The sequence below is a fragment of the Nocardiopsis salina YIM 90010 genome, assembly GCF_000341025.1.
GTDB lineage: Bacteria > Actinomycetota > Actinomycetes > Streptosporangiales > Streptosporangiaceae > Nocardiopsis > Nocardiopsis salina.
This window is the reverse complement of the sequence record NZ_ANBF01000040.1, coordinates 1-19,303: the sequence shown is the minus strand read 5'-3', so window position 1 is coordinate 19,303 and position 19,303 is coordinate 1. Positions and strand designations below refer to the sequence as shown.

The following is a 19,303-nucleotide window of genomic DNA, read 5'->3' as shown; positions in this document are numbered from 1 at the left end:
TGCCCGCACGCCCGAGGGGGCACGGGTGTGCTCGCGCAACCGGACGTACGGGCACAGCGACGCGCGGCGGGGGTGCCCCGCCCCGCGTCGCGCTGCATCCCGGGTCAGGGGCGGAGCCGGGCCGGAGGAGTGACCGGACGGCCGGGACCGGTCCGGTCCCGGCCGTCCGGGATCAGGAGGAGGGCACCAGGTGGTCGAAGCGGTCGTCGACGAACTCGGACATGTCCGGCGCGGAGGGGATCTCCCCGGCCTCGGCGAAGTTGTCGGCGAGCACCTGTTGCTCCTCGATCAGCGCGGCATCCACGGGACGGGGCGAGGGTTCGCGCCGCTCGGCTGCGAGCTCGGTGATCTCCGCAGGAAGACCACTGTGCTCGGCCCAGACCTGCGCGTACTCCTCGGGGTGCTCCCGGGACCACTCCACAGCGCTGTTGATGCGTTCGACGTAGTCCTCGACGGCGGCCTCGCGGACCGGGTCGCCGAGGGCGTCCTCGCTCGCGACCTGGAAGTTGAACGTGTTCGTGTGGCCCTCGGCGTTGACGAGGATCTCCGCTTCGGCCTGGTCCCCGGCCTGCGAGACGTAGGGGTCCCAGGTCGCCCACGCGTCCACCTCACCCTCGGAGAACGAGGCGAGCGCGTCGGCGGGCTGCACGTAGTTGACGTCGAGGTCGTCGAAGTCCAGGCCCTCGGCGTCCAGGATCCCCAACAGCAGCCCGTGGGCGGAACTCCCCCGGGCGACTGCCACCGAGGCGCCCTGCAGGTCGGCGGGCTCCTCGATGTCGGAGCCCGTCGGCACTATCACGGAGGTGCCGTCCGGGGTGGTGTCGAAGGCGGAGACGATACGCACCGAGGAGTCGGCCGCCGCGGCGAAGACCGGCGGGGTGTTGCCGACCTGCCCGATGTCGACGGCGTCGGCGTGCATCGCCTCCAGCAGCGGCGGCCCGGAGGTGAAAGTGGACCACTCGATCTCGTACGGGGTGTCCTCGAGCTCGCCGGCGGCCTCCAGCAGCGGTTCGGCACCGGCGATCTGGTCGCCGACCCGCAGGGTGAGCTCGGACATGTCGTCCGCGCTGCCGCTCTCGGTCGAACAGCCGGTGGCGGCCACGACGAGGGCCAGGGCGGTGGCGGCGAGAGGGGCGGTGTGTCCGGTCATGGTGTTCCGTTCATGTCCACACCGAGTTCGGCGAGGATCTCGGTGCGCAGGTCGAGCAGGCGCGGGTCCTGGCGGTGGCGCGGGCGTTCCAGGTCGATGGCGGACTCCCACGAGATGCGGCCGTCGGTGAGCACGAGCGCCCGATCGGCGAGCTGGAGCGCCTCGTCGACGTCGTGGGTGACGAGCAGGACCCCGGGACGGTGCTGCTCCCACAGGCGCAGGACCAGGTCGTGCATGGTGGCCCGGGTCAGGGCGTCCAGGGCTCCGAAGGGTTCGTCGAGCAGGAGCAGCCCGGGGTCACGCACCAGTGCGCGGGCGAGGGAGGCCCGCTGGGCCTCGCCGCCGGAGAGCGTGGCGGGCCAGGCGTCCGCGTGGCCGGCGAGCCCGACCTCGCCCAGCGCGGATGAGGCACGGCCGCGGGGGTCGTCGGTGTCGAGGCCGAGCACGACGTTGGCGCCGACCTTCTTCCACGGCAGCAGGCGGGGTTCCTGGAACGCCACCATGACCGAGTCGGCGGTCCCGACGTCGCCGCCGTGCTCGAGGTCCAGCCCGGCGAGCAGGCGCAGCAGGGTCGACTTGCCCGATCCGCTGCGCCCCAGCAGTGCGACGAATTCGCCTTCGACGATGGTCAGGTCCAGGTCGTCGAGCACGGTCCGCCCGTCGAAGGCCTTGTGCACCCCTCGGACGGCGGCGGCCTCCCCGGCGGTGGTCAGGGTCGCAGTCCGCGGCGCCATACGAGGGCCTTCCTTTCGAGGAGTCGGACGAGGGAATCGGTGGCCAGCCCCAGCAGGCTGTAGACGATGAGGCCGAAGACCACGATGTCGGTGCGCAAGAACTCCCGGGCGCTGTTGATCATGAATCCGAGCCCTTCGTCGACGTTGATCTGCTCGGCGACGATGAGCGCGAGCCACGCCGAGCCGAGGCTCAGGCGCAGCCCCACGAGCAGGTTGGGAAGTGCGCCCGGCAGCACCACGTGGCGCAGGGTCCCGGCGCGCCCCAGCCCCACGACCCGGGCGACCTCGTGGAACCTGGCGTCGACACCGCGGATCCCCGCGTAGGTGTTGACGTAGAGCGGGATCACCACGGCGATGACGACCAGGGCGACCTTGGGCAGTTCCCCGATGCCGAACCAGAGGATGAACAGCGGGATGAGCCCGAAGATCGGCAGAGTGCGCAGCATCTGCATGGGCGGGTCGAGGAGGTTCTCGCCCCAGCGGGAGAGCCCGGTGGCGACGGCGAGCACGGTACCGGCGGCGGCGCCGATGCCGAACCCGATGAGCACCCGTTGCAGTGAGGTGCCGATCGCCGGAAGCAGGGTTCCGTCCCGGAGGAGTTCGAGCCCGGTGGCGGCGATGGTGGAGGGGCCGGGCAGCAGGCGTTCGGGTATCAGCCCGACGGCGGACCCGGCCTGCCAGGTCAACAGCAGGGCGAGGGGGCTGATCCACCGGTGCCGAGCGGGGGGATCCGTACGGCCGGCCGGGCGGCGGCGCGCGGGTCCCCTGCCCTCGGGCACGGTGGAGTCGGGGGCGGGTGGGCTGAGTGGTCGTCGGCGTGTCGACAGACTCAACATGGGCCTCTTCCCAGGGAGGGACCGGGCGGCTCAGCTCAGAGCGGTGAAGGAGCCGAACGCGCCGCGGTGGTGGAGCAGGGGCGGGCGAGGATCGTCGAGCTCGAGACAGTGGGTGACCTCGCCGACCAGGAGCCAGTGGTCACCGACCAGGCGGGTGTCGTAGCGGCGGCACACCAGGTGCACGGCGGTTCCGTGCAGCAGCGGAACGTCCTCGGGGCCGGGCCGCCAGGAGGTGGGTGCGGCGAAGCGGTCCACGCCCTTGGCGGCGAAGCGTGCGGCCAGGTCGGCCTGGTCCTCGCCGAGCAGGTGCACGGCGAACTCCCCGGAACGGCGCAGTTTCGGCCAGGTGCCGGAGTTCTCGGCGACGTAGAAACCGACCAGGGGCGGGGAGAGGCTGATGCCGGTGAAAGAGGTCGCGGTGAGTCCGACGGGCTCCCCGGCCACATCGGCGGTCACGACCACGACCCCGGCCGGGTGGTGCGAGAGCGCGGTCCGGAACAGGCCGGGGCCGACGGCGCCGGCGGTGTCGGTCTCCGGTACGGCGGTCATGCGGGTCTCCCTTCTCGGCCGGCGGTGTGGACGCCGACCGGGTGCACCGACGGGGTCGCCGGTATCAGCGCGGGGTGCACACGCTCCAGCCACTCGGTGAGCACTCCGTCCAGGGGCGCGTCGGCCGCGTCGCCCTCCTCGGGGACGTCGTTCTGGTCGATCGCGAGCCCGGGGAAGGGCACGTCCGCGCCCAGCTCCAGGAGCAGGGGGCGCAGGTGCACCTCGACGGCGAGGGTGTGTACGGGCGAGGCCATCAGCATGAGGGGCACGGCGGTGACCCCGGACAGGCCGCCGCCGGGGAGCAGGTCGAGGAAGACCTTGAGAAGCCCGGTGTAGGTGGCCTTGTATGTCGGCGTGGCGACCACGAGCAGGTCGGTGTTGCGCACGCCTTCGAGGGCGCTCTCGACAGCCGGCGGCGGAGTGGGTTCGAGGAGTGCGGGCCCGAGGTCGGCGAGCTCGATCGTGCCGGGTCCAGTGGTGCTCACGGCCCGTTGTGCCAGGCGCCGGGAGGTGTGCTCGGCGGCGGTGCGGGTGCGGGATCCGGGCCGGGGGTTGCCGACCAGGGCGGTGGTGGTCATCGTCGGTGGCTCCGTGGTCAGGAGGCGGGCGTGGACGTGGGTGTGGCGAAGGGGACGCGGGGGCCGCTGGTGGGGCCGCCGCCGGCGGTGGCCGCAGCGTTCGCCTCGGGCGGGGTCCAGACGCCGCGTTCGCGCAGGATCGGCAGCACGCCCTCGCCGAACCAGTAGGCCTCCTCGAGGTGGGGGTAGCCGGAGAGCACGAACTCGCCGATACCGGCGCGGGCGTACTCCTCGATGAGGTCCGCGACCTCGGTGTGGCTGCCCACGAGAGCGGTTCCTGCGCCGCCTCGGGCCAGGCCGACGCCGGCCCAGAGGTTGGGGTGGATCTCGAGGTCCTCGGCGCGGCCGCCGTGCAGTTCGAGCATGCGGCGCTGGCCCTCGGACTCGCTGCGGCCCAGGCCCTTCTGCACCTCGGCGATGGTCTCGGGGTCGAGGTGGTCCAGGAGGCGGGCGGCCTCGGCCCAGGCCTCTTCGGAGGTGTCGCGCGTGACGACGTGCAGGCGGATGCCGTAGTCGAGGGTGCGGCCCTGTTCGGCGGCCAGGGCCTCGACCCGGTCGATCTTGTCTGCGACGGCGGCGGGCGGCTCGCCCCAGGTCAGATAGGTGTCGACGCGCGAGGCAGCCACGTCGAGGGCGGCCGGTGAGGACCCGCCGAAGTACAACGGGGGGCGCGGGTCGGGGCGGCGGTGGAGGGCGGCGCCCTCGACGTTGATGTGCTCGCCGTCGAGGTCGACGGTCTCCCCCTTCCAGAGGCGGTCCACGACCTGGAGGAACTCGTCCGTGCGGGCGTAGCGCCGGTCCTTGTCCAGGAAGTCGCCGTGGGTGCGCTGTTCGGCGCTCTCCCCGCCGGTGACGACGTTCAGCAGCAACCGCCCCTTGCTGAGGCGCTGGTAGGTGGAGGCCATCTGCGCGGCCAGGGTCGGTGAGAGGAGGCCGGGTCTGAACGCGACCAGGAACTTCAGGCGCCGGGTGGCGTCGACGAGCATCGCAGTGCTCAACCAGGCGTCCTCGCACCAGGCGCCGGTGGGGGTCAGGGCCCCTTCGAAGCCGAGCTGCTCGGCGGCCTGGGCAACCTGGGTCAGATACTCGGTCGTGGGTTCGCGGGTGCGCCACGCGGAGTCGACGGCCACACCGTGGCCGCCACCGACGATGCCCCGGCTGTCGCCCTGGGTCGGGAGGAACCAGTGGAACGTGAGTGACATCGGGGGGTGCACTTCCTCTCTGCTCGGCGGGGGTTCTCTCGGGGCCGTCCCCGTCCTCGCACACAAGAGTGATCCGCTAAACAGACTTTGTCAACCAACAAAGTAGGAAATAGGGACGGTCGACCGCCCGATGCAACGGAGGGCCCGCCACAGCCCCGGTACTGCTCAGGTCGCGAGCGGGGGGACCACCTCGCCGAGAGCCTCCTCGAGGCTCTCGTGGACCGGCATGAGGCCGTCCACACCGGTCAGGGCCAGGACCCTGCGCGCCTGAGCACTCGGTGCGGCCAACCGCAGGTCGACACCGAGGGCCCCGGCCCGGCGGTGGGCCGAGACCAGCAGCGCGACCCCCGCTGCGCTGAAGAACGTGACCCCGGACAGGTCGACCACGACCCTGGCCAGCCCGGGGAGAAGGGAATCCTGGAGCGACCGGTGGAGCGCGGGTGCGGTGTGCAGGTCGATGTCCCCGGAGAGCTCGACCACGGCTCTCGAAGGCGGGGGCCATTCGGCCGCAGCACCCTGTTCGAAGTGGCGGCGGAGCCCCCGTTGACCGGGCTTCGGGTGCCGTGCCGAGCCGACCGGGACCATGGCGCCTCCCTCGGACTCCCACTCGTTCTCCGGAACGGACCTGGGCGGCGGGAGGAGCTCGCTCGCGGTCTCCAGCACCGCCGACGCGGAATCGGTGTTGGAGGTTCGGGCCGCCAGTTCCATGGCCGAGCGGGCCACGAAAGCGTTGACCCCCGGCGGGACCACGAGCAGCTTCGTGCGCTCCCCGTCGCGCCCGACCGCCACGACCAGGTCGTCGGGCGAGCTCAGGGACCAAACCAGGTCGACCTCGCGCCCGCCGGCCTCCAGGACCCCGGGACGTCGGCGCCATCCGGTGACGCCCAGTTCGAGCCGACGGACACTGCCCCGGTGTCGTCCGAGCTCCAGCACCAGTGCGGAGAGTTCGGCCATGGGATCGGCCGAGCGCGGCCACCATCCGCCGTCGAGCACGGTTTCACCGCGGGGGTTCGGGTTGAGGCGCAGGCGCGGGGCGGGCGCAGGAACGTTCTGCACGCCGAGCGTGCGAGAGCTGAAGTAGGCCATGGTGCAGCGTTTCCAAACTCCGAGAAGCCGCGACCGAACGCGTCACCCGGGTCGAGGGTGGGGCGGTTCTCCTCAGAGGCGCGTTGCGCCCCGGAGAGGCCGGTGCTCTCGACCCTACGCGGCCGCAGGTCACCGGAGGGTCATGCCGAGTACCCGGCCCCGTCAGCACCTGGACGGCGTGCGACGCACGCCGTACGGCGCGGCCTGTGCACCTCGCTGGAGACTCCGTCCTAGGGTCGGGTCCATGGTGACTCTGCCGGCACCCCCGGAAGCCCGCTCGGCTGCCCCGACCTGGGACGCCCTGATCCCGCAGGCCCCGACCACCGAAGGTTTCGACCCTGCGTCCGTGGTGGGTCTGCCCGCCCCCGTCCGCCGGTGGACCGGACACACCATCGCCTCGGGCGCTCCCCTGTCGACGACGGTCGCGTTGACCCTGCACGGACGGCTGTGGCTGGGCAGCTGGCGCCGGCTCCGGGCCCGGCAGGTAGTCAGCGCCACCCGCGGATACGTGTGGGCCGCCACCGCGCACATGGGTCCGCTGTCGGTGCGCGGCTTCGACCTCTATCACGCAGGCACTGGCCGGATGCGCTGGACGGCGGCCGGCACGGTCCCTCTGCTCACGGCCGAGAACGCCGACGTCGCCCACAGTGCGTCGGGGCGGCTCCCCGCCGAACTCGCGCTCACCCCGGCGGCGGCGCTGCTGCCGTCGGTGCACTGGGTCCACGTGGACGACGACACCGCGCACGCGGACGTGATCGTCGACCGGCGGGTCCACCGGATCACGATCCGGGTCAGCCCCAAGGGCCGGCTCGAGTGGGTCTCGCTGCCGCGGTGGGGTGACCCGGACGGGCACGGGTTCGGATTCCACCGGTTCACAGCCGTCTTCAGCGGGGAGCAGGAGATCGACGGCCTGGTCCTGCCCAGGCGGATCCGGGCCGGGTGGGGCCTGGACGCCCACGAGGGCGCGCACGAGTTCTACGACGCGGAGATCGACACGGCGGTCTGGCTCTGACGGGCTTCCGGTACCACCCGCCGCCCCTGCCGTCCCGACGACACGAAGAACCGCCCCGCCAGGGGGTCCCGGCCGGGGCGGTTCGTTGCTTCGGGGAGGGCGCTCCCCAGGGCTCTCCTGTCAGTCGTTACCGGACTCCAGGGCGACGTGGTCGAGCAGGCCGGCCTCGTCCGAGCCCTCACCGCGCGAGGCGATGGCCTCCGCTCCGCCCTCGGGCATCGCGCCGATGAGCCCTGTCGAGGCGGCCTGGGCCGCGCCGACCGCGTTGGGCTGCGTGGCGTCGCCGACCATACCGAGGCGGGAGTAGTCCTCGAGCTTGGCGCGGGAGTCGGCGATGTCCAGATTGCGCATGGTGAGCTGGCCGATGCGGTCGACGGGACCGAACGCGGAGTCCTCGTTGCGCTCCATGGACAGCTTGTCCGGGTGGTAGCTGAACGCCGGTCCGGTGGTGTCCATGATCGAGTAGTCCTCGCCGCGGCGCAGGCGCAGGGTGACCTCACCGGTGACGGCGGTACCGACCCAGCGCTGCAGGGACTCGCGCAGCATCAGGGCCTGCGGCTCGAGCCAGCGGCCCTCGTACATGAGGCGGCCCAGGCGGCGGCCCTCGGCGTGGTAGGCCGCGATGGTGTCCTCGTTGTGGATCGCGTTGACCAGGCGCTCGTAGGCGTTGTGCAGCAGCGCCATGCCGGGGGCCTCGTAGATGCCGCGGCTCTTGGCCTCGATGATGCGGTTCTCGATCTGGTCGGACATGCCCAGACCGTGGCGGCCGCCGATGGTGTTGGCCTCCAGGACCAGGTCGACGGCGGAGTCGAAGCTCTTGCCGTTGATGGTCACCGGGCGGCCCTGTTGGAAGCCGATGGTGACGTCCTCGGCCGGGATCTCGATCTCGGGGTCCCAGAACCGCACGCCCATGATGGGGTCGACGATCTCGATGCCGGTGTCGAGGTGCTCCAGCGACTTGGCCTCGTGGGTGGCGCCCCAGATGTTGGCGTCGGTGGAGTAGGCCTTCTCGGTGCTGTCGCGGTAGGGCAGGCCGCGCTCGACCAGCCACTCGGACATCTCCTTGCGGCCGCCGAGCTCGCCGACGAAGTCGCCGTCGAGCCAGGGCTTGTAGATGCGCAGGCCGGGGTTGGCGAGCAGGCCGTAGCGGTAGAACCGCTCGATGTCGTTGCCCTTGAAGGTGGAGCCGTCGCCCCAGATCTGCACGTCGTCCTCGAGCATGGCGCGCACCAGGAGGGTACCGGTGACCGCACGCCCGAGCGGTGTGGTGTTGAAGTAGCTGCGCCCGCCGGAACGGATGTGGAACGCCCCGCAGGCCAGGGCGGCAAGGCCCTCCTCCACCAGGGCGGCACGCCCGTCGACCAGTCGCGCGACCTCCGCGCCGTAATCGTTGGCGCGTTCGGCCACCGCGGGCATATCGGTTTCGTCGTACTGGCCGATGTCGGCGGTGTAGGTGCAGGGGACGGCGCCCTTCTCGCGCATCCACGCAACCGCCACCGAGGTGTCGAGACCCCCGGAGAAGGCGATTCCGACACGTTCACCGACAGGCAGAGAGGTGAGTACCTTGGACATGAATATAAGTATGCACGATCATGCATGCACATACAATCCAGTGGTCAGGACCGGACCCGTGAGTCCGCTCACAGCACACCCTGCACGCGCTTGCGTGCGGCGTACCCGAGCGCCTCCTCGAGCTCACCGGCCCCGCAGATCCCCAGCACCGTGCCTGCGGCCATACACCCTCCCCCGGTTCGACCCCGTCGTTCCGACGATCCTCGCACCCCGAGGCAGCCGCCGCCACCGGGGCCGGGCCCGCGAACGACCGTTCGGTGACACCGCGTGGCGGAGCTCGAAGACACCCGCTTCCTCTGGCACTGAAGAGGGGTGAGCCCGGAGCTCCGGGGCCCGGCGCCCCGCGGAGCCACCGGGCCGGTACCGGAGCAGCACTCGCGAGCGGAGTCCGCCGATGGTTTCCTTCCCGACCCTGGTCCTGGTGGCCGACGACGGGTCACCCGAGTCCGACCGGGCCGTGGAGGCCGCGGCCCGGGTGACCGAGTCCACGGGTTCCCGGCTTGCCCTGGTCCACGTCAAGGCCCACTCCCCCAGCGTCACCGGGGTCACCGCCGTCCCGGCGCAGGAGGAGAACCTCCGCGCCCAGGGCGAGGCGTTCCTGCGGCGGCGGCACGACCAGCTCGCCGACCGGGGTGTCACACCCGTGCGCACCGAGCTCAGGCTCTCCCGGAGGCCCGAGCGCTCGGTCGTCCGTGTGGCCGAGGAGCTGGACGCCGGCCTCATCGTGGTCGGGGTCCGCGGTGGACGGCCGGGCCAACGCATGGTTCTGGGCGACCTCTCTCTGCCCCTGGCGCGCGACGCACACTGCTCCGTGCTGGTGGTCAGGGACGGTCTCACCGAGGCCGCCGGGCACACCGCCGCCCCGGAACAGGGGTGAGCGGCCGTGCCCGACTTCAACCTCTCAGCCCTCGACCTGGCGGTCGTCGTCCTGTTCGTCACCGCCGTGATCGCCATCGCACTCTGGGTCGGCCGTCGACAGGACAGCTCGGAGAGCTTCTTCCTCGCCGGCCGCACCATGGTCTGGCCCGTGGTCGGGTTCTCCCTCTTCGCCACCCAGTTCGGCGGGACCCAATACCTGGGGCTGGCAGGGGCAGGGTTCGAGACCGGTATCTCGGTGTGGAACTTCGAGTGGATGGCCACCGTGGTCCTGCTCGTCTTCGCGCTGCTGATCCTGCCCTTCTACCTGCAGTCGCGCATCACGACCGTCCCGGAGTTCCTGGAACGCCGGTACGACCGCCGCGCGCGCCACGCCTTCTCCGGGTTCACCGTGGTGACGGCCATGCTCCTCGACAGTGCGGGCGCGATGTTCGCCGGGTCCCTGGTCCTGTCGCTGCTGTTCCCCGAGGTCCCGCTCGGCGTACTCATCTCGATCATCGCCGTGTTGGGCGGCGGGTACGTGCTCGTGGGCGGCCTGAAGTCGGTCATGATCACCGACACCATCCAGGGTGTGGTGTTGTTCAGCGCCGGGGCCGCCCTGTTCGTCACGGTCTTCGCCCAGTTCGACTTCGACTGGTCGGCCCTGCCCGAGCTGGCACCCGAGGACGGCTTCACCGTGGCCCCGCCCGCCGACGACGGGTTCTTCCCGTGGCCGGGCATCTTCACCGGCGCGCTCTGGCTGTCCTTCTACGTGTGGGTCACCAACCACATCGTGGTGCAGCGTGTCCTGGCGGCCAAGAACATCGACCACGGCCGGTGGGGCGCCCTGTTCGCGGGTGCGCTGCAGCTGCCCGTGCTGGTGTTCCTGATCTTCCCGGGCATCCTCGGACGCGGGATCTACGATCCCGACCAGGTGCCCGACAGCGACATGATCTGGCCGGCGCTGGTCTTCGACTTCGTGCCGACGGGCCTGCGCGGGCTGGTGGTCGCGGCGCTCGTCTTCGCGTTGATGTCCACCCTGGACTCGGTTCTGAACGGGGCAGCGAGTCTGGTCGTCAACGACTTCGTCAAGACCCGCAACCACCGGTTCACCGAGCGCCAGCTGCTGAACCTGGGGCGGGTCCTCGTGGGGCTCTTCCTGGTGCTGGCCGGCCTGTGGGCGCCGGTCATCACCACGTTCTCGGGGATCGTCGCCTACTTCCAGTCGTTCCTGGGGTACGTGACGATGCCGCTGGTGGTGGTACTGCTCGGCGGGCTGTTCTGGCGCAGGGCCTCCATCGCTGCGGGTGTGTGGACCCTGGCCGTGGTGCCGGTCGGGCTGGCCGCGTTCCTGGTGTTCGAGGTGCTGGGCTTCGGTGACCTGCAGTTCCTGTACGGCACAGGACTGATGGTCCTGCTGAGCACGGTGGTCTTCGTGGGGATCTCGCTCGCCACCCCCGCACCGCCGGCCGAGAAGGTCGAGGCGATCACCTGGAGCAGGGCCACGTGGCGGCAGGAGTCCCGGGAGCTGGAGGGCACGCCCTGGTACAAGAACTACCGCTACCTGGCCCTGGGCCTGGGGGCGGTGACGGTATGCGCAGTGCTGCCCTTCGTGTGAGCCACCCCGGCCGCCGCCACCGGTGCCGGGCCCGGGAAAACCCATGACACCGGCGCACGGGCCTGCCTAGGGTTCACGGATGAGCGCCAAGGAGAACCACTTCGCCGGTTCCGCCGCACGGAGCTACGACCGCGGCCACGCCGGGATGTTCGCGCCCGAGGAGGTCGACCCGGTCGTCGGCCTCCTGCAGGAACTGGCCGGCGGCGGTCGCGCCCTCGAGCTCGGCATCGGCACGGGCCGTATCGCCCTGCCGCTCTCGGCGCGCGGGGTCCCGGTGCACGGCATCGACCTGTCCGAGGACATGATCGCCGAGCTGCGCGCCAAGCCCGGGGCCGAGCAGATCGGAACGACCGCGGGCGACATGGCCCGAACCCGGGTGGAGGGCCGCTTCACGGTCGCCTTCCTGGTGTTCAACACCATCAACAACCTGACGACGCAGGACGGACAGGTCGCCTGCTTCCGCAACGCGGCCGAGCACCTGGAACCCGGGGGCCGCTTCGTCGTCGAGGTCGGGGTCCCGCCGGTGCGCCGGCTCGGCGAGCTCGACGACACCGTCCTGTTCTCCACCGGCCCCACCCGCTGGGGCTACGACGTGCTCGACACCGCGACCCAGTCGATGGTCTCGCACCACATCACGGTGGAGGACGGGCGCGGCTCGTACCGGGCGATCCCGTTCCGGTACGTGTGGCCCTCGGAGCTCGACCTCATGGCACAGCTCGCGGGCCTGCGGCTGGAGCACCGCTGGGCCGACTGGCACCGTGCACCGTTCACCTCGCACAGCACCGCGCACGTGTCGGTCTGGCGCTAGCCCGCCTGACACGGGTCGGTCGCCGGGCCCCGCGGGGCCCGGCGACCGGTACGCGACCACCCCCGCGTCAGTCGGCGACGAAGTCCAGCAGGGCCTCGTTGACCTCCTGCTCGTGGGTCCACAGCAGCGCGTGCGGCGCACCCTCGATCTCGATGTACCGCGCCTCCGGCAGGGCCCGCGCGAAACGGCGCCCGGTCGCGTCGATCGGCAGGATCCGGTCCTCGGTGCCGTGAACGATCAGCGCAGGCACGTCGATGTGCGGCAGGTCCTGGCGGAAGTCGGTGAGCCACGTGGGCTGGGCGGCCACGGACGCGTGCGGCGACGCACCGAAGGCCACCGCCATGTGCGCGTCGAAGGCCTGCTTGCTCACCCGGTTGCCGAGGAAGGTGTCGGCGTTGAAGAAGTCACCGAGGAAATCCTCGAAGAACGCGTAGCGGTCCCGGGTGACGCCCTCGCGGAGCTCGTCGAAGACCTCCTGCGGCACCCCCTCGGGGTTGTCTCCGGTCTTGAGCAGGTAGGGCTGCAGCGCCCCGAGGAAGGCCGCCTTGGCGACCCGCGCCGATCCGTACCGGCTCAGGTAGCGGGTCACCTCACCGCTGCCCATGGAGAACCCGACCAGCACGGCGTCGCGCAGGTCGAGCTCGGTCATCACGCGATCGAGGTCCGCGGCGAAGGTGTCGTAGTCGTAGCCGACGGTGGGCTTGTCCGAGCGCCCGAACCCGCGCCGGTCGTAGGTGATGACCCGGTGGCCGGCGTCGAGGAGCGCGGCGGTCTGCCGTTCCCACGAGGCGCCGTCCAGCGGATATCCGTGCACGAGCACGACGGGGCGTCCGCTGCCGTGGTCCTCGTAGTACAGGCGGATCGGTGCGCTGTTCTCGGTTCCGACCTCAATGTGTCCCATGACTCCCCCTGTCGTCGTGGGTTCAGGGCCTTCACGGGCTGTCCTTCCTGACATCGGCCGTCCTATGCATGCGGGCGGGGTACTGGATCTCATCCCCGCGGGACACGTGCCGGCCGGTCGCACCGCAGGCCGCGATGGGCCTGTGAGAGGTCGACCTACGGCAGTTCGGTCACTGGTCGGGCCGTTTCCGTGGCCGGGATGCCCGGCCCCGACACGGTGCATTCGGGGGGTTGCGCGCGCCCTCCGCGCGGTATGACGCTGGGGACGTTCCGGAGGATGGAGGGTGCCGCGTGCGAGTCCTGGGTCTGTCATCGGGCACCTCCGCGGACGGCATCGACGTCGCCGCAGCAGACCTCACGCTCGACGGCGCCCTCGTCCGGCTCCGGCCCCTCGGCCACCGCACCGTGCCCTACCCGGAGCAGCTGCACGAGGATCTGCGTTCTGCGCTGCCACCCGGCGCCACGACCATGGAGGCCGTGTGCCGGCTCGACACCGGCATCGGGCAGGTGTTCGCCGCGGCCGCACACGAGGCCGTCACCGACCTGGCCGGCGGACACGCGGACCTCGTCGCCTCCCACGGCCAGACGCTCTTCCACTGGGCCGAAGGGGCCTCCGTGCACGGCACCCTGCAGCTGGGCCAGCCCGCATGGATCGCCGAGGCCACCGGGATCCCCGTCGTCTCCGACCTGCGCACCGCCGACGTGGCCGCCGGGGGCCAGGGGGCTCCGCTGGCCGCGCTGCTCGACACCCTGCTGCTGGCCGGACGGGGTGTGCCGGCGGCCGCGCTCAACATCGGCGGCATCGCCAACGCCACGGTCGTGCCCGACTCCGGTGAACCGACGGCGTTCGACACCGGCCCCGGAAACGCACTCCTGGACGCAGCCGTGCGCCGCGCCACCGGGGGCCGTTCCGACTTCGACCGGGACGGGCGCCTCGCCGCCGCGGGCAGGGTCGACCCCGTGCTCCTCGACCGCCTGCTCGCCGACCCCTACTACCGGCTCGCTCCGCCGAAGTCCACCGGGCTGGAGCTCTTCGGTGCGGCGTACCTGGAGGGGGTCCTGCACGAACACGGGCCGGTGGAGACCACCGACCTACTGGCCACCCTCGTGGAGATCACCGCACGCACCGTCGCAGACGCACTGGCCCCCTACGCGCTCACGGAGGTCCACGTGTCCGGCGGCGGGGCACGGAACCCTGCGCTGACCGATCGCCTGGCAGAGCTCCTGCGGCCCGCGGGCCTGTCCCCCGCCGAGGACCTGGGGCTGGACGGCGACGCCAAGGAGGCCTACCTCTTCGCCCTGCTGGGCTTCTTCACCTGGCACGGGCTCCCCGGGGCACTGCCTTCCTGTACCGGAGCGCGCCGGGCAGCCCCTGCCGGGCGCCTCACCCCCGGTTCCGACCCGCTGCGCCTGCCCGAACCAGCCACCACCGTCCCCCGACGCCTCGAGGTCACTGACCCGGCCCAGGAACCGGTCCCTGCCCCGGACGGCTGAGCCCACATCCCCCGACACGGCCAACGGAGGTCACCCGAGTGCACACCATCGACCTGGCGGTCATCATCGTCTACCTGCTGGCCTCGGCCTGGCTCGGGCTGTGGCTCTCGGGCAAGCAGCGCACGGTCCGCGACTACTTCATCGGCAACCGGCAACTGCCCTGGTGGGCGGTGTGCCTGTCGGTGGTGGCGACCGAGACCAGCGCGCTCACGGTGATCAGCACACCCGGGATCGCGTTCCTGGACAACGTCACGTTCCTGCAGGTCGCGGTCGGGTACTTCATCGGACGCCTGGTCGTGGCGTTCGTTCTGCTGCCCCGGTACTACCGCGGGGAGATGACCACCGCCTACGCCTACCTGGGTGTGCGGTTCGGGCGCGGGATGCAGGGCACCACGGCGGTGACCTTCCTGTTCACCCGGCTGCTCGCCGACGGTGTGCGGCTGTTCGCGGCGGCGATCCCGATGAAGATCGTGCTGGACTCCTTCGGCCTGGAGCTGTCCTACTTCACGATCGTGGCGCTGCTTGGTGTGGCGACGATCCTGTACACCCTCGTCGGCGGCATCAAGGCCGTGGTGTGGGTCGACGTGCTGCAGATGGGCGTGTACATGGTCGGCGGAATCGTGGCGCTGGCCGTGATCGTGCAGAGCCTGGACGTCAATTTCCTGGCCGAGGCTCACGACGCCGGCAAGACGCAGTTCCTGGACTTCGCCTCGAGCCCGGTCTCGGCGCCCTATGCCACCGTCACGGCCCTGGTCGGCGGTGCGCTGCTGTCCATGGCCTCGCACGGCGCGGACCAGCTGATCGTGCAACGCCTGCTCGGGTGCAAGAGCCTGCGCGACGCCCAGCTGGCCCTGGTCATGAGCGGGGTCGTGGTCTTCCTCCAGTTCGCGCTGTTCCTGACCGTGGGCCTGGCGCTGTACTCGTACTACGAACAGCAGACCGTCGACCAGCTGGGGCTGAACAACCCCGACGAGCTGTTCCCGACCTTCGTCGTCGAGGGCATGCCCGTCGGTGTGGCCGGGCTGATGCTCGCCGGGATCATGGCTGCGGGGATGAGCACCTTGTCGTCGTCGCTGTCGGCGCTGTCGTCCTCGACNCCCCCGCCAGCCGCTCCCGGAGAAGCGTGCGCTGCGGCTGAGCCGGCTGTTCACGCTCGGGTGGGGCCTGGTCTTCATCGGTGCGGCGGCGATGTTCACCGGGACCGAGAACCCGGTGGTCGAGCTCGGGCTGTCTGTGGCGAGCCTGACCTACGGCGGACTTCTGGGAGCGTTCTTCCTCGGGATGTGGGTGCACCGTGCCCGCCAGGTGGACGCCACGATCGCCTTCGGGGCCGCGGTCGTGGCCATGTCTTCGCTGTTCCTCTTCGCCCCGGAGCTGGTCGGGTTCACCTGGTACACGGCGATCGGCGTGGCCATCACACTCGGCCTGGGACACCTGCTCTCGCTGCGGCACAGCGGCCCCGACCCCCGCTCCGGAACCGCTGCGCTGCCGCCGCGCCCCGACGCGGAGGACCGCACCTGACGCGTACCCGGACCGCCGCGCGGGTCCGAGACCTTGACCGAGCCTTGACGCCCACCGGGTGAACGCCGCGCCGATCCCTGTCGTATCCACGGTCAGAGTGACCCGCAACACATGACGAACGACGGAGGGGACAGCCATGAGGGCGACGACACGACGGTCGAGCACGGCCCTGGCGGCGACGGCGGCCGCGGGAGCACTGGTGGTGGCGCAGGGCGTACCCGCGCACGCGGACGAGGAGGTCTCCGAGCCGCACGAGTTCACCAGCATGTACACGGTCGAGGCCGACCCCGACATGGTGGTCGACGACGAGGAGCAGCCCGTGCCCGGGGAGGAGGGCGCTTGGGGCACCTTCGACTTCCGCATCAACAGCGACGAGGAGGTCATCTGTTACGACATCGAGTTGGAGGGGGTGACCCCGCCCTACGAGAGCCCGGCGCGCACGGCCACACACATCCACGAGGCCTCCGCCGAAGAGTTCGGTCCGCCGCGTCTGGCCTTCCCCGACCCCGAGGACGAGGGTGACGGGGTGCTGCGCAGCTCGGGCTGCATGCAGGGGCCGTTCACGACCGGCGTCGAGGACGACGAGGGCAACGACACCGGCGAGGGCTTCACCCTGGACCAGATCGAGGCCGACCCGGAGAGCTTCTACGCCGACACCCACACGGCCGACTTCCCGGACGGCGCGATCCGCGGCCAGCTCTGGGAGGTGCCCATGGGCGGCATGGAGACCGGTGGAGGCGGTTCCGCCGGCCTGCTCCCGACCCTCCTGACCGGTGCGGGCGACCGGTAGGAGACGTGCGGTGTCCCTGACCGCGGCGTCCCTGTTCTGGGTCGCCGCGGCGGGGTGCGCCGCCGCTCCCCCGACCGACGGACCCCCGCCCACCGAGACCTCACGCGCCCCTGACTCTGCCTCCGCCGAAGAACCTGCTGAGCCCCAGTCCCTGCCCGAGGAACCCGCGGGCGGCGACCCCGCCGCGGTGCGGATCCCCGGCATCGGGGTGTCGTCGGAGCTGCTGCACCTGGGTGTGGAGGACGACGGCAGCGCAGTGGTGCCCGAGGACCACGATCTTGCCTCCTGGTACGACCGCAGCGGACGCCCCGGGCAGACACGGCCCACCGTGGTGTTGGGCCACGTCGACTCGGCCGATGGCCCGGCCGTCTTCCACCGGCTCCGGGAGCTGGAGGACGGCGACACCGTGGAGGTCGACACCGCCGCGGGGGACACGGTGTCCTACTCCGTCACCGGGGTGCACACGTTCCCGAAGGACGCGTTCCCGACCTTCGAGGTCTTCGGGGCCACGGGCGAGGACGTGCTGCGCCTGGTGACGTGCACGGGCGACTTCGATCTGGACGAGCGTTCCTACACCGACAACCTGGTGGTCTTCGCCGAGCGTCCCCCCGGCGTATGACCCGGCCCCGCCCACCCCCACCGGGCGGGGCCGACCGGGCTCAGAAGGAGGAGGTGACGACGGCATCGCCCGACTCGTCGGTGATCTCGAAACCGACCGCGTCCTCGCGCAGCAGGGAACTGTTGAGGTTGCAGACCATGGGGTCCTCGCCCACGCCGATGAACTCGCCTGCCGGGTGGGAGCCGCCCGACTCGTCGAACAGGGTGGCCCGGTAGGTCTCCCCGGCCTCGAACCCTTCACCCGTCAGCCGGATCTCCACGCCCCACGTGTGCGGGACGAGCAGCGCTTCGGCATCGACGCGGTCGTCGTGCACGGTGGCGGCGACGTCTTCCTGCGGTTCGGGATCGGGGGCGAAGGCGGCGTACCCTCCGGCGACACCGGCGCCCACCCCCACCAGGAGGGCGGCCGCGCAGGCCGCCACGAGCATGCGTGTGCCGATGCGGCGAGCGGGGCGTTCGGCGCGAATCGTGCTCAGGACCCGGTCGCCCAGGTCGGGAGGCGGTGCCGGCTGTGCCGTGACACGGTCGGGGTCGGCGAGTGCGAGAGCGGAGGCAGCGGGGGCGACGAAGTCGAGTTCGCGGCGGCACTCGTCGCAGCCGTCCAGGTGCGCGGTCACGGAGGCCCGCTCGGCGTCATCAAGCCGGTCGAGCGCGTAGGCGCCCAAGAGGTCGCGGACCTCGCGGTGTGGGTCCCTGCTCATTCTCGCACCCCCATCTCGTCCATGACCACGCGCAGAGCCTTGAGCCCGTAGAAGAGCCGGCTGCGCAGCGTGCCGACCGGGATGTCCTGCTCTGCGGCGACCTCCGCGTAGGGGCGCCCCCGCAGGTAGGTCTCCACCAGGGCCGCCCGGTGTTCCTGACCGATGCGTTGCAGTGCCTCCTCGACGAGCCAGGATCGCATGACCTGTTCGTCGACCCCGCCGCGTGCGAGGCTGTTCCGGGACCGGTCGTTCTCCTCCGGCGGCACGGGGACGGGGCGCCTCCCGGCCCGCCGGAGTTCGTCGAGAAGCACGTTGCGGGCGATGGCGAAGAGCCACACCCGCAGGCTGGCCAGGTCCGGGTCGAACCGGTCGCCGGCCCGCCAGGCGCGGAGGAAGGTCTCCTGGACGGCGTCCTGGGCGGCGATCTCGTCACCGAGTTGCCGGAGCGCGAAGCGGTAGAGCTCGGGGCCGTGCGCCTGATAGGCGGTTCGGACCCCCTGTTCGCTGCGCAGGTCGACCTCCGGGGCCGCAGTCCCTTCGCTCTTGCGGCGCCGCCTCAGCAGTCGGCCCATCCGTCCCCCGTCCCTCGTCGGCCAGACGTCCCGGTCGTTCAGTGAGGTGTGAATACTCCCCGAGGCGCACCCGCGTTCACCGTTCCGGCCCCGGGTTCCCACCCTGCCCGAAGCCGCAGCCCGATGTCGGTCATATCGAGGGGTCGTGCCGGAAGGGCGTGACCACCTGGTCGGGGCGGGATCCCGGTGTCAGTGCCGGTGAGGGCGCTGCCCTACCGTGGACCGGTGCTCGACTCGGTCCTCCTCCTGCTCGCGTTCGGCTGCCTCACCGGACTGACCACCGTGCTGTTCGGCTTCGGCGGCGGTTTCGTGACGGTCCCCGTCGTCTACGGCGTCGTGTCGGCCTCGTCCGGCCCGGACGCCGACCCGATGCACGTGGCGGTGGCGACATCGACGGCCGTGATGATCGTCAACGCGGCCGGCGCGACCACGGCGCAGCTCCGCACGGGGAGGCTGCGCCGGGAGTACGTGTGGCCGCTGGCGGTCTACATCGCCGTCGGAGCGGTGCTCGGCGCGGTCGGCGCGCTGCTCCTGGGCGAACGTGCACAGCACGTGCTGTTCAGCGTGTACCTGGTGTGGACGATCCTCGACAGCGTGCTGCGACGCGGGTTCCTGTCCCGCGACCAGAACCGCGAACCCCGGCGGCTCGGGCGCGGGACAGTGACCGCGGGCGGGCTCGCGATCGGCTCGGTCGCCTCGTCCCTGGG

19 protein-coding genes and 1 pseudogene are annotated in these 19,303 nt (G+C 71.4%); 9 read left to right on the top strand and 11 right to left on the bottom strand.

Features of this window, described 5'->3' with window-relative positions; translation table 11 throughout:
• Positions 1-172: 172 nt before the first annotated feature.
• From D474_RS0104390 to D474_RS27630, 7 genes are all read right to left on the bottom strand, one after another.
• On the bottom strand, positions 173-1,150 hold the full coding sequence (locus tag D474_RS0104390) for an ABC transporter substrate-binding protein (protein WP_017612385.1): 978 nt from the start codon (positions 1,148-1,150) through the stop codon (positions 173-175).
• Positions 1,147-1,884, bottom strand: coding sequence for an ABC transporter ATP-binding protein (locus D474_RS0104385; protein ID WP_017612384.1), 738 nt, complete (start codon positions 1,882-1,884; stop codon positions 1,147-1,149). Before D474_RS0104385 ends, D474_RS0104390 begins: the two co-directional genes overlap by 4 nt.
• Positions 1,860-2,717 (bottom strand): ABC transporter permease, encoded by an 858-nt coding sequence (locus D474_RS27635; protein ID WP_239646998.1) that lies wholly within the window; start codon positions 2,715-2,717, stop codon positions 1,860-1,862. The genes D474_RS0104385 and D474_RS27635 overlap by 25 nt, the downstream gene beginning before the upstream one ends.
• A gap of 33 nt (positions 2,718-2,750) precedes the next feature.
• Entirely contained in the window at positions 2,751-3,269 is a 519-nt protein-coding gene (locus D474_RS0104375) for a flavin reductase family protein (protein WP_017612382.1), read from the bottom strand.
• Positions 3,266-3,847 (bottom strand): NADPH-dependent FMN reductase, encoded by a 582-nt coding sequence (locus D474_RS0104370; RefSeq protein ID WP_017612381.1) that lies wholly within the window; start codon positions 3,845-3,847, stop codon positions 3,266-3,268. The genes D474_RS0104375 and D474_RS0104370 overlap by 4 nt, the downstream gene beginning before the upstream one ends.
• Before the next feature lie 17 nt (positions 3,848-3,864).
• Positions 3,865-5,049, bottom strand: coding sequence for an LLM class flavin-dependent oxidoreductase (locus D474_RS0104365; protein ID WP_017612380.1), 1,185 nt, complete (start codon positions 5,047-5,049; stop codon positions 3,865-3,867).
• 165 nt (positions 5,050-5,214) lie between these two features.
• Positions 5,215-6,135, bottom strand: a complete 921-nt coding sequence (locus D474_RS27630) for an STAS domain-containing protein (protein ID WP_017612379.1) — start codon at positions 6,133-6,135, stop codon at positions 5,215-5,217.
• A gap of 244 nt (positions 6,136-6,379) precedes the next feature.
• Between D474_RS27630 and D474_RS0104355 the strand changes: the two genes are divergently transcribed.
• Positions 6,380-7,147: a DUF6544 family protein gene (locus tag D474_RS0104355; RefSeq protein WP_017612378.1), complete on the top strand. Its 768-nt coding sequence runs from the start codon at positions 6,380-6,382 to the stop codon at positions 7,145-7,147.
• A 120-nt stretch (positions 7,148-7,267) separates the two neighbouring features.
• Here D474_RS0104355 and argG read toward each other — a convergent pair whose 3' ends face one another.
• Entirely contained in the window at positions 7,268-8,719 is a 1,452-nt protein-coding gene (gene argG, locus D474_RS0104350; protein ID WP_017612377.1) for an argininosuccinate synthase, read from the bottom strand.
• A 394-nt stretch (positions 8,720-9,113) separates the two neighbouring features.
• Between argG and D474_RS0104340 the strand changes: the two genes are divergently transcribed.
• From D474_RS0104340 to D474_RS0104330, 3 genes are all read left to right on the top strand, one after another.
• The gene (locus D474_RS0104340) at positions 9,114-9,596 is read left to right on the top strand and encodes a universal stress protein (RefSeq protein WP_017612375.1); all 483 of its coding nucleotides are present in this window, start codon (positions 9,114-9,116) and stop codon (positions 9,594-9,596) included.
• 6 nt (positions 9,597-9,602) lie between these two features.
• On the top strand, positions 9,603-11,192 hold the full coding sequence (locus D474_RS0104335) for a sodium:solute symporter family transporter (RefSeq protein ID WP_017612374.1): 1,590 nt from the start codon (positions 9,603-9,605) through the stop codon (positions 11,190-11,192).
• Between the two features lie 79 nt (positions 11,193-11,271).
• A complete protein-coding gene (locus D474_RS0104330) occupies positions 11,272-12,000 on the top strand; it encodes a class I SAM-dependent DNA methyltransferase (protein ID WP_017612373.1) in 729 nt (242 codons plus the stop codon).
• Positions 12,001-12,067: 67 nt separating this feature from the next.
• Here the strand turns inward: D474_RS0104330 and D474_RS0104325 are convergent, their stop codons facing one another.
• Positions 12,068-12,901 carry an alpha/beta fold hydrolase gene (locus tag D474_RS0104325; RefSeq protein WP_017612372.1) on the bottom strand — a complete coding sequence of 278 codons (834 nt, stop codon included), beginning with the start codon at positions 12,899-12,901 and terminating at the stop codon, positions 12,068-12,070.
• Positions 12,902-13,191: 290 nt separating this feature from the next.
• Between D474_RS0104325 and D474_RS0104320 the strand changes: the two genes are divergently transcribed.
• The 4 genes and pseudogenes from D474_RS0104320 (at position 13,192) to D474_RS27620 (ending at position 17,324) form a co-directional block, all read left to right on the top strand.
• Positions 13,192-14,394, top strand: a complete 1,203-nt coding sequence (locus D474_RS0104320; RefSeq protein WP_017612371.1) for an anhydro-N-acetylmuramic acid kinase — start codon at positions 13,192-13,194, stop codon at positions 14,392-14,394.
• A gap of 38 nt (positions 14,395-14,432) precedes the next feature.
• Positions 14,433-15,915 (top strand): annotated as a pseudogene (locus tag D474_RS27625) (sodium:solute symporter).
• 136 nt (positions 15,916-16,051) lie between these two features.
• Positions 16,052-16,705 carry a CHRD domain-containing protein gene (locus tag D474_RS0104310; protein ID WP_083931732.1) on the top strand — a complete coding sequence of 218 codons (654 nt, stop codon included), beginning with the start codon at positions 16,052-16,054 and terminating at the stop codon, positions 16,703-16,705.
• A gap of 10 nt (positions 16,706-16,715) precedes the next feature.
• Positions 16,716-17,324, top strand: coding sequence for a class F sortase (locus tag D474_RS27620; RefSeq protein ID WP_017612369.1), 609 nt, complete (start codon positions 16,716-16,718; stop codon positions 17,322-17,324).
• A gap of 40 nt (positions 17,325-17,364) precedes the next feature.
• Here D474_RS27620 and D474_RS0104300 read toward each other — a convergent pair whose 3' ends face one another.
• Positions 17,365-18,024, bottom strand: coding sequence for a zf-HC2 domain-containing protein (locus D474_RS0104300; RefSeq protein WP_017612368.1), 660 nt, complete (start codon positions 18,022-18,024; stop codon positions 17,365-17,367).
• Positions 18,021-18,596, bottom strand: coding sequence for a sigma-70 family RNA polymerase sigma factor (locus tag D474_RS0104295; RefSeq protein ID WP_017612367.1), 576 nt, complete (start codon positions 18,594-18,596; stop codon positions 18,021-18,023). Before D474_RS0104295 ends, D474_RS0104300 begins: the two co-directional genes overlap by 4 nt.
• Positions 18,597-18,821: 225 nt before the next feature.
• Between D474_RS0104295 and D474_RS0104290 the strand changes: the two genes are divergently transcribed.
• The coding region (locus D474_RS0104290; RefSeq protein ID WP_026118156.1) for a sulfite exporter TauE/SafE family protein at positions 18,822-19,303 on the top strand (482 nt) is incomplete at its 3' end.

What these genes read in the sequence shown, in the direction of transcription:
- D474_RS0104390 (WP_017612385.1), bottom strand. Translation starts at nt 1,150, where the DNA reads ATGACCGGACACACCGCCCCTCTCGCCGCCACCGCCCTGGCCCTCGTC.
- D474_RS0104385 (WP_017612384.1), bottom strand. Translation starts at nt 1,884, where the DNA reads ATGGCGCCGCGGACTGCGACCCTGACCACCGCCGGGGAGGCCGCCGCC.
- D474_RS0104375 (WP_017612382.1), bottom strand. Translation starts at nt 3,269, where the DNA reads ATGACCGCCGTACCGGAGACCGACACCGCCGGCGCCGTCGGCCCCGGC.
- D474_RS0104370 (WP_017612381.1), bottom strand. Translation starts at nt 3,847, where the DNA reads ATGACCACCACCGCCCTGGTCGGCAACCCCCGGCCCGGATCCCGCACC.
- D474_RS0104365 (WP_017612380.1), bottom strand. Translation starts at nt 5,049, where the DNA reads ATGTCACTCACGTTCCACTGGTTCCTCCCGACCCAGGGCGACAGCCGG.
- D474_RS27630 (WP_017612379.1), bottom strand. Translation starts at nt 6,135, where the DNA reads ATGGCCTACTTCAGCTCTCGCACGCTCGGCGTGCAGAACGTTCCTGCG.
- D474_RS0104355 (WP_017612378.1), top strand. Translation starts at nt 6,380, where the DNA reads ATGGTGACTCTGCCGGCACCCCCGGAAGCCCGCTCGGCTGCCCCGACC.
- argG (WP_017612377.1), bottom strand. Translation starts at nt 8,719, where the DNA reads ATGTCCAAGGTACTCACCTCTCTGCCTGTCGGTGAACGTGTCGGAATC.
- D474_RS0104340 (WP_017612375.1), top strand. Translation starts at nt 9,114, where the DNA reads ATGGTTTCCTTCCCGACCCTGGTCCTGGTGGCCGACGACGGGTCACCC.
- D474_RS0104330 (WP_017612373.1), top strand. Translation starts at nt 11,272, where the DNA reads ATGAGCGCCAAGGAGAACCACTTCGCCGGTTCCGCCGCACGGAGCTAC.
- D474_RS0104325 (WP_017612372.1), bottom strand. Translation starts at nt 12,901, where the DNA reads ATGGGACACATTGAGGTCGGAACCGAGAACAGCGCACCGATCCGCCTG.
- D474_RS0104310 (WP_083931732.1), top strand. Translation starts at nt 16,052, where the DNA reads ATGAGGGCGACGACACGACGGTCGAGCACGGCCCTGGCGGCGACGGCG.
- D474_RS0104300 (WP_017612368.1), bottom strand. Translation starts at nt 18,024, where the DNA reads ATGAGCAGGGACCCACACCGCGAGGTCCGCGACCTCTTGGGCGCCTAC.
- D474_RS0104295 (WP_017612367.1), bottom strand. Translation starts at nt 18,596, where the DNA reads ATGGGCCGACTGCTGAGGCGGCGCCGCAAGAGCGAAGGGACTGCGGCC.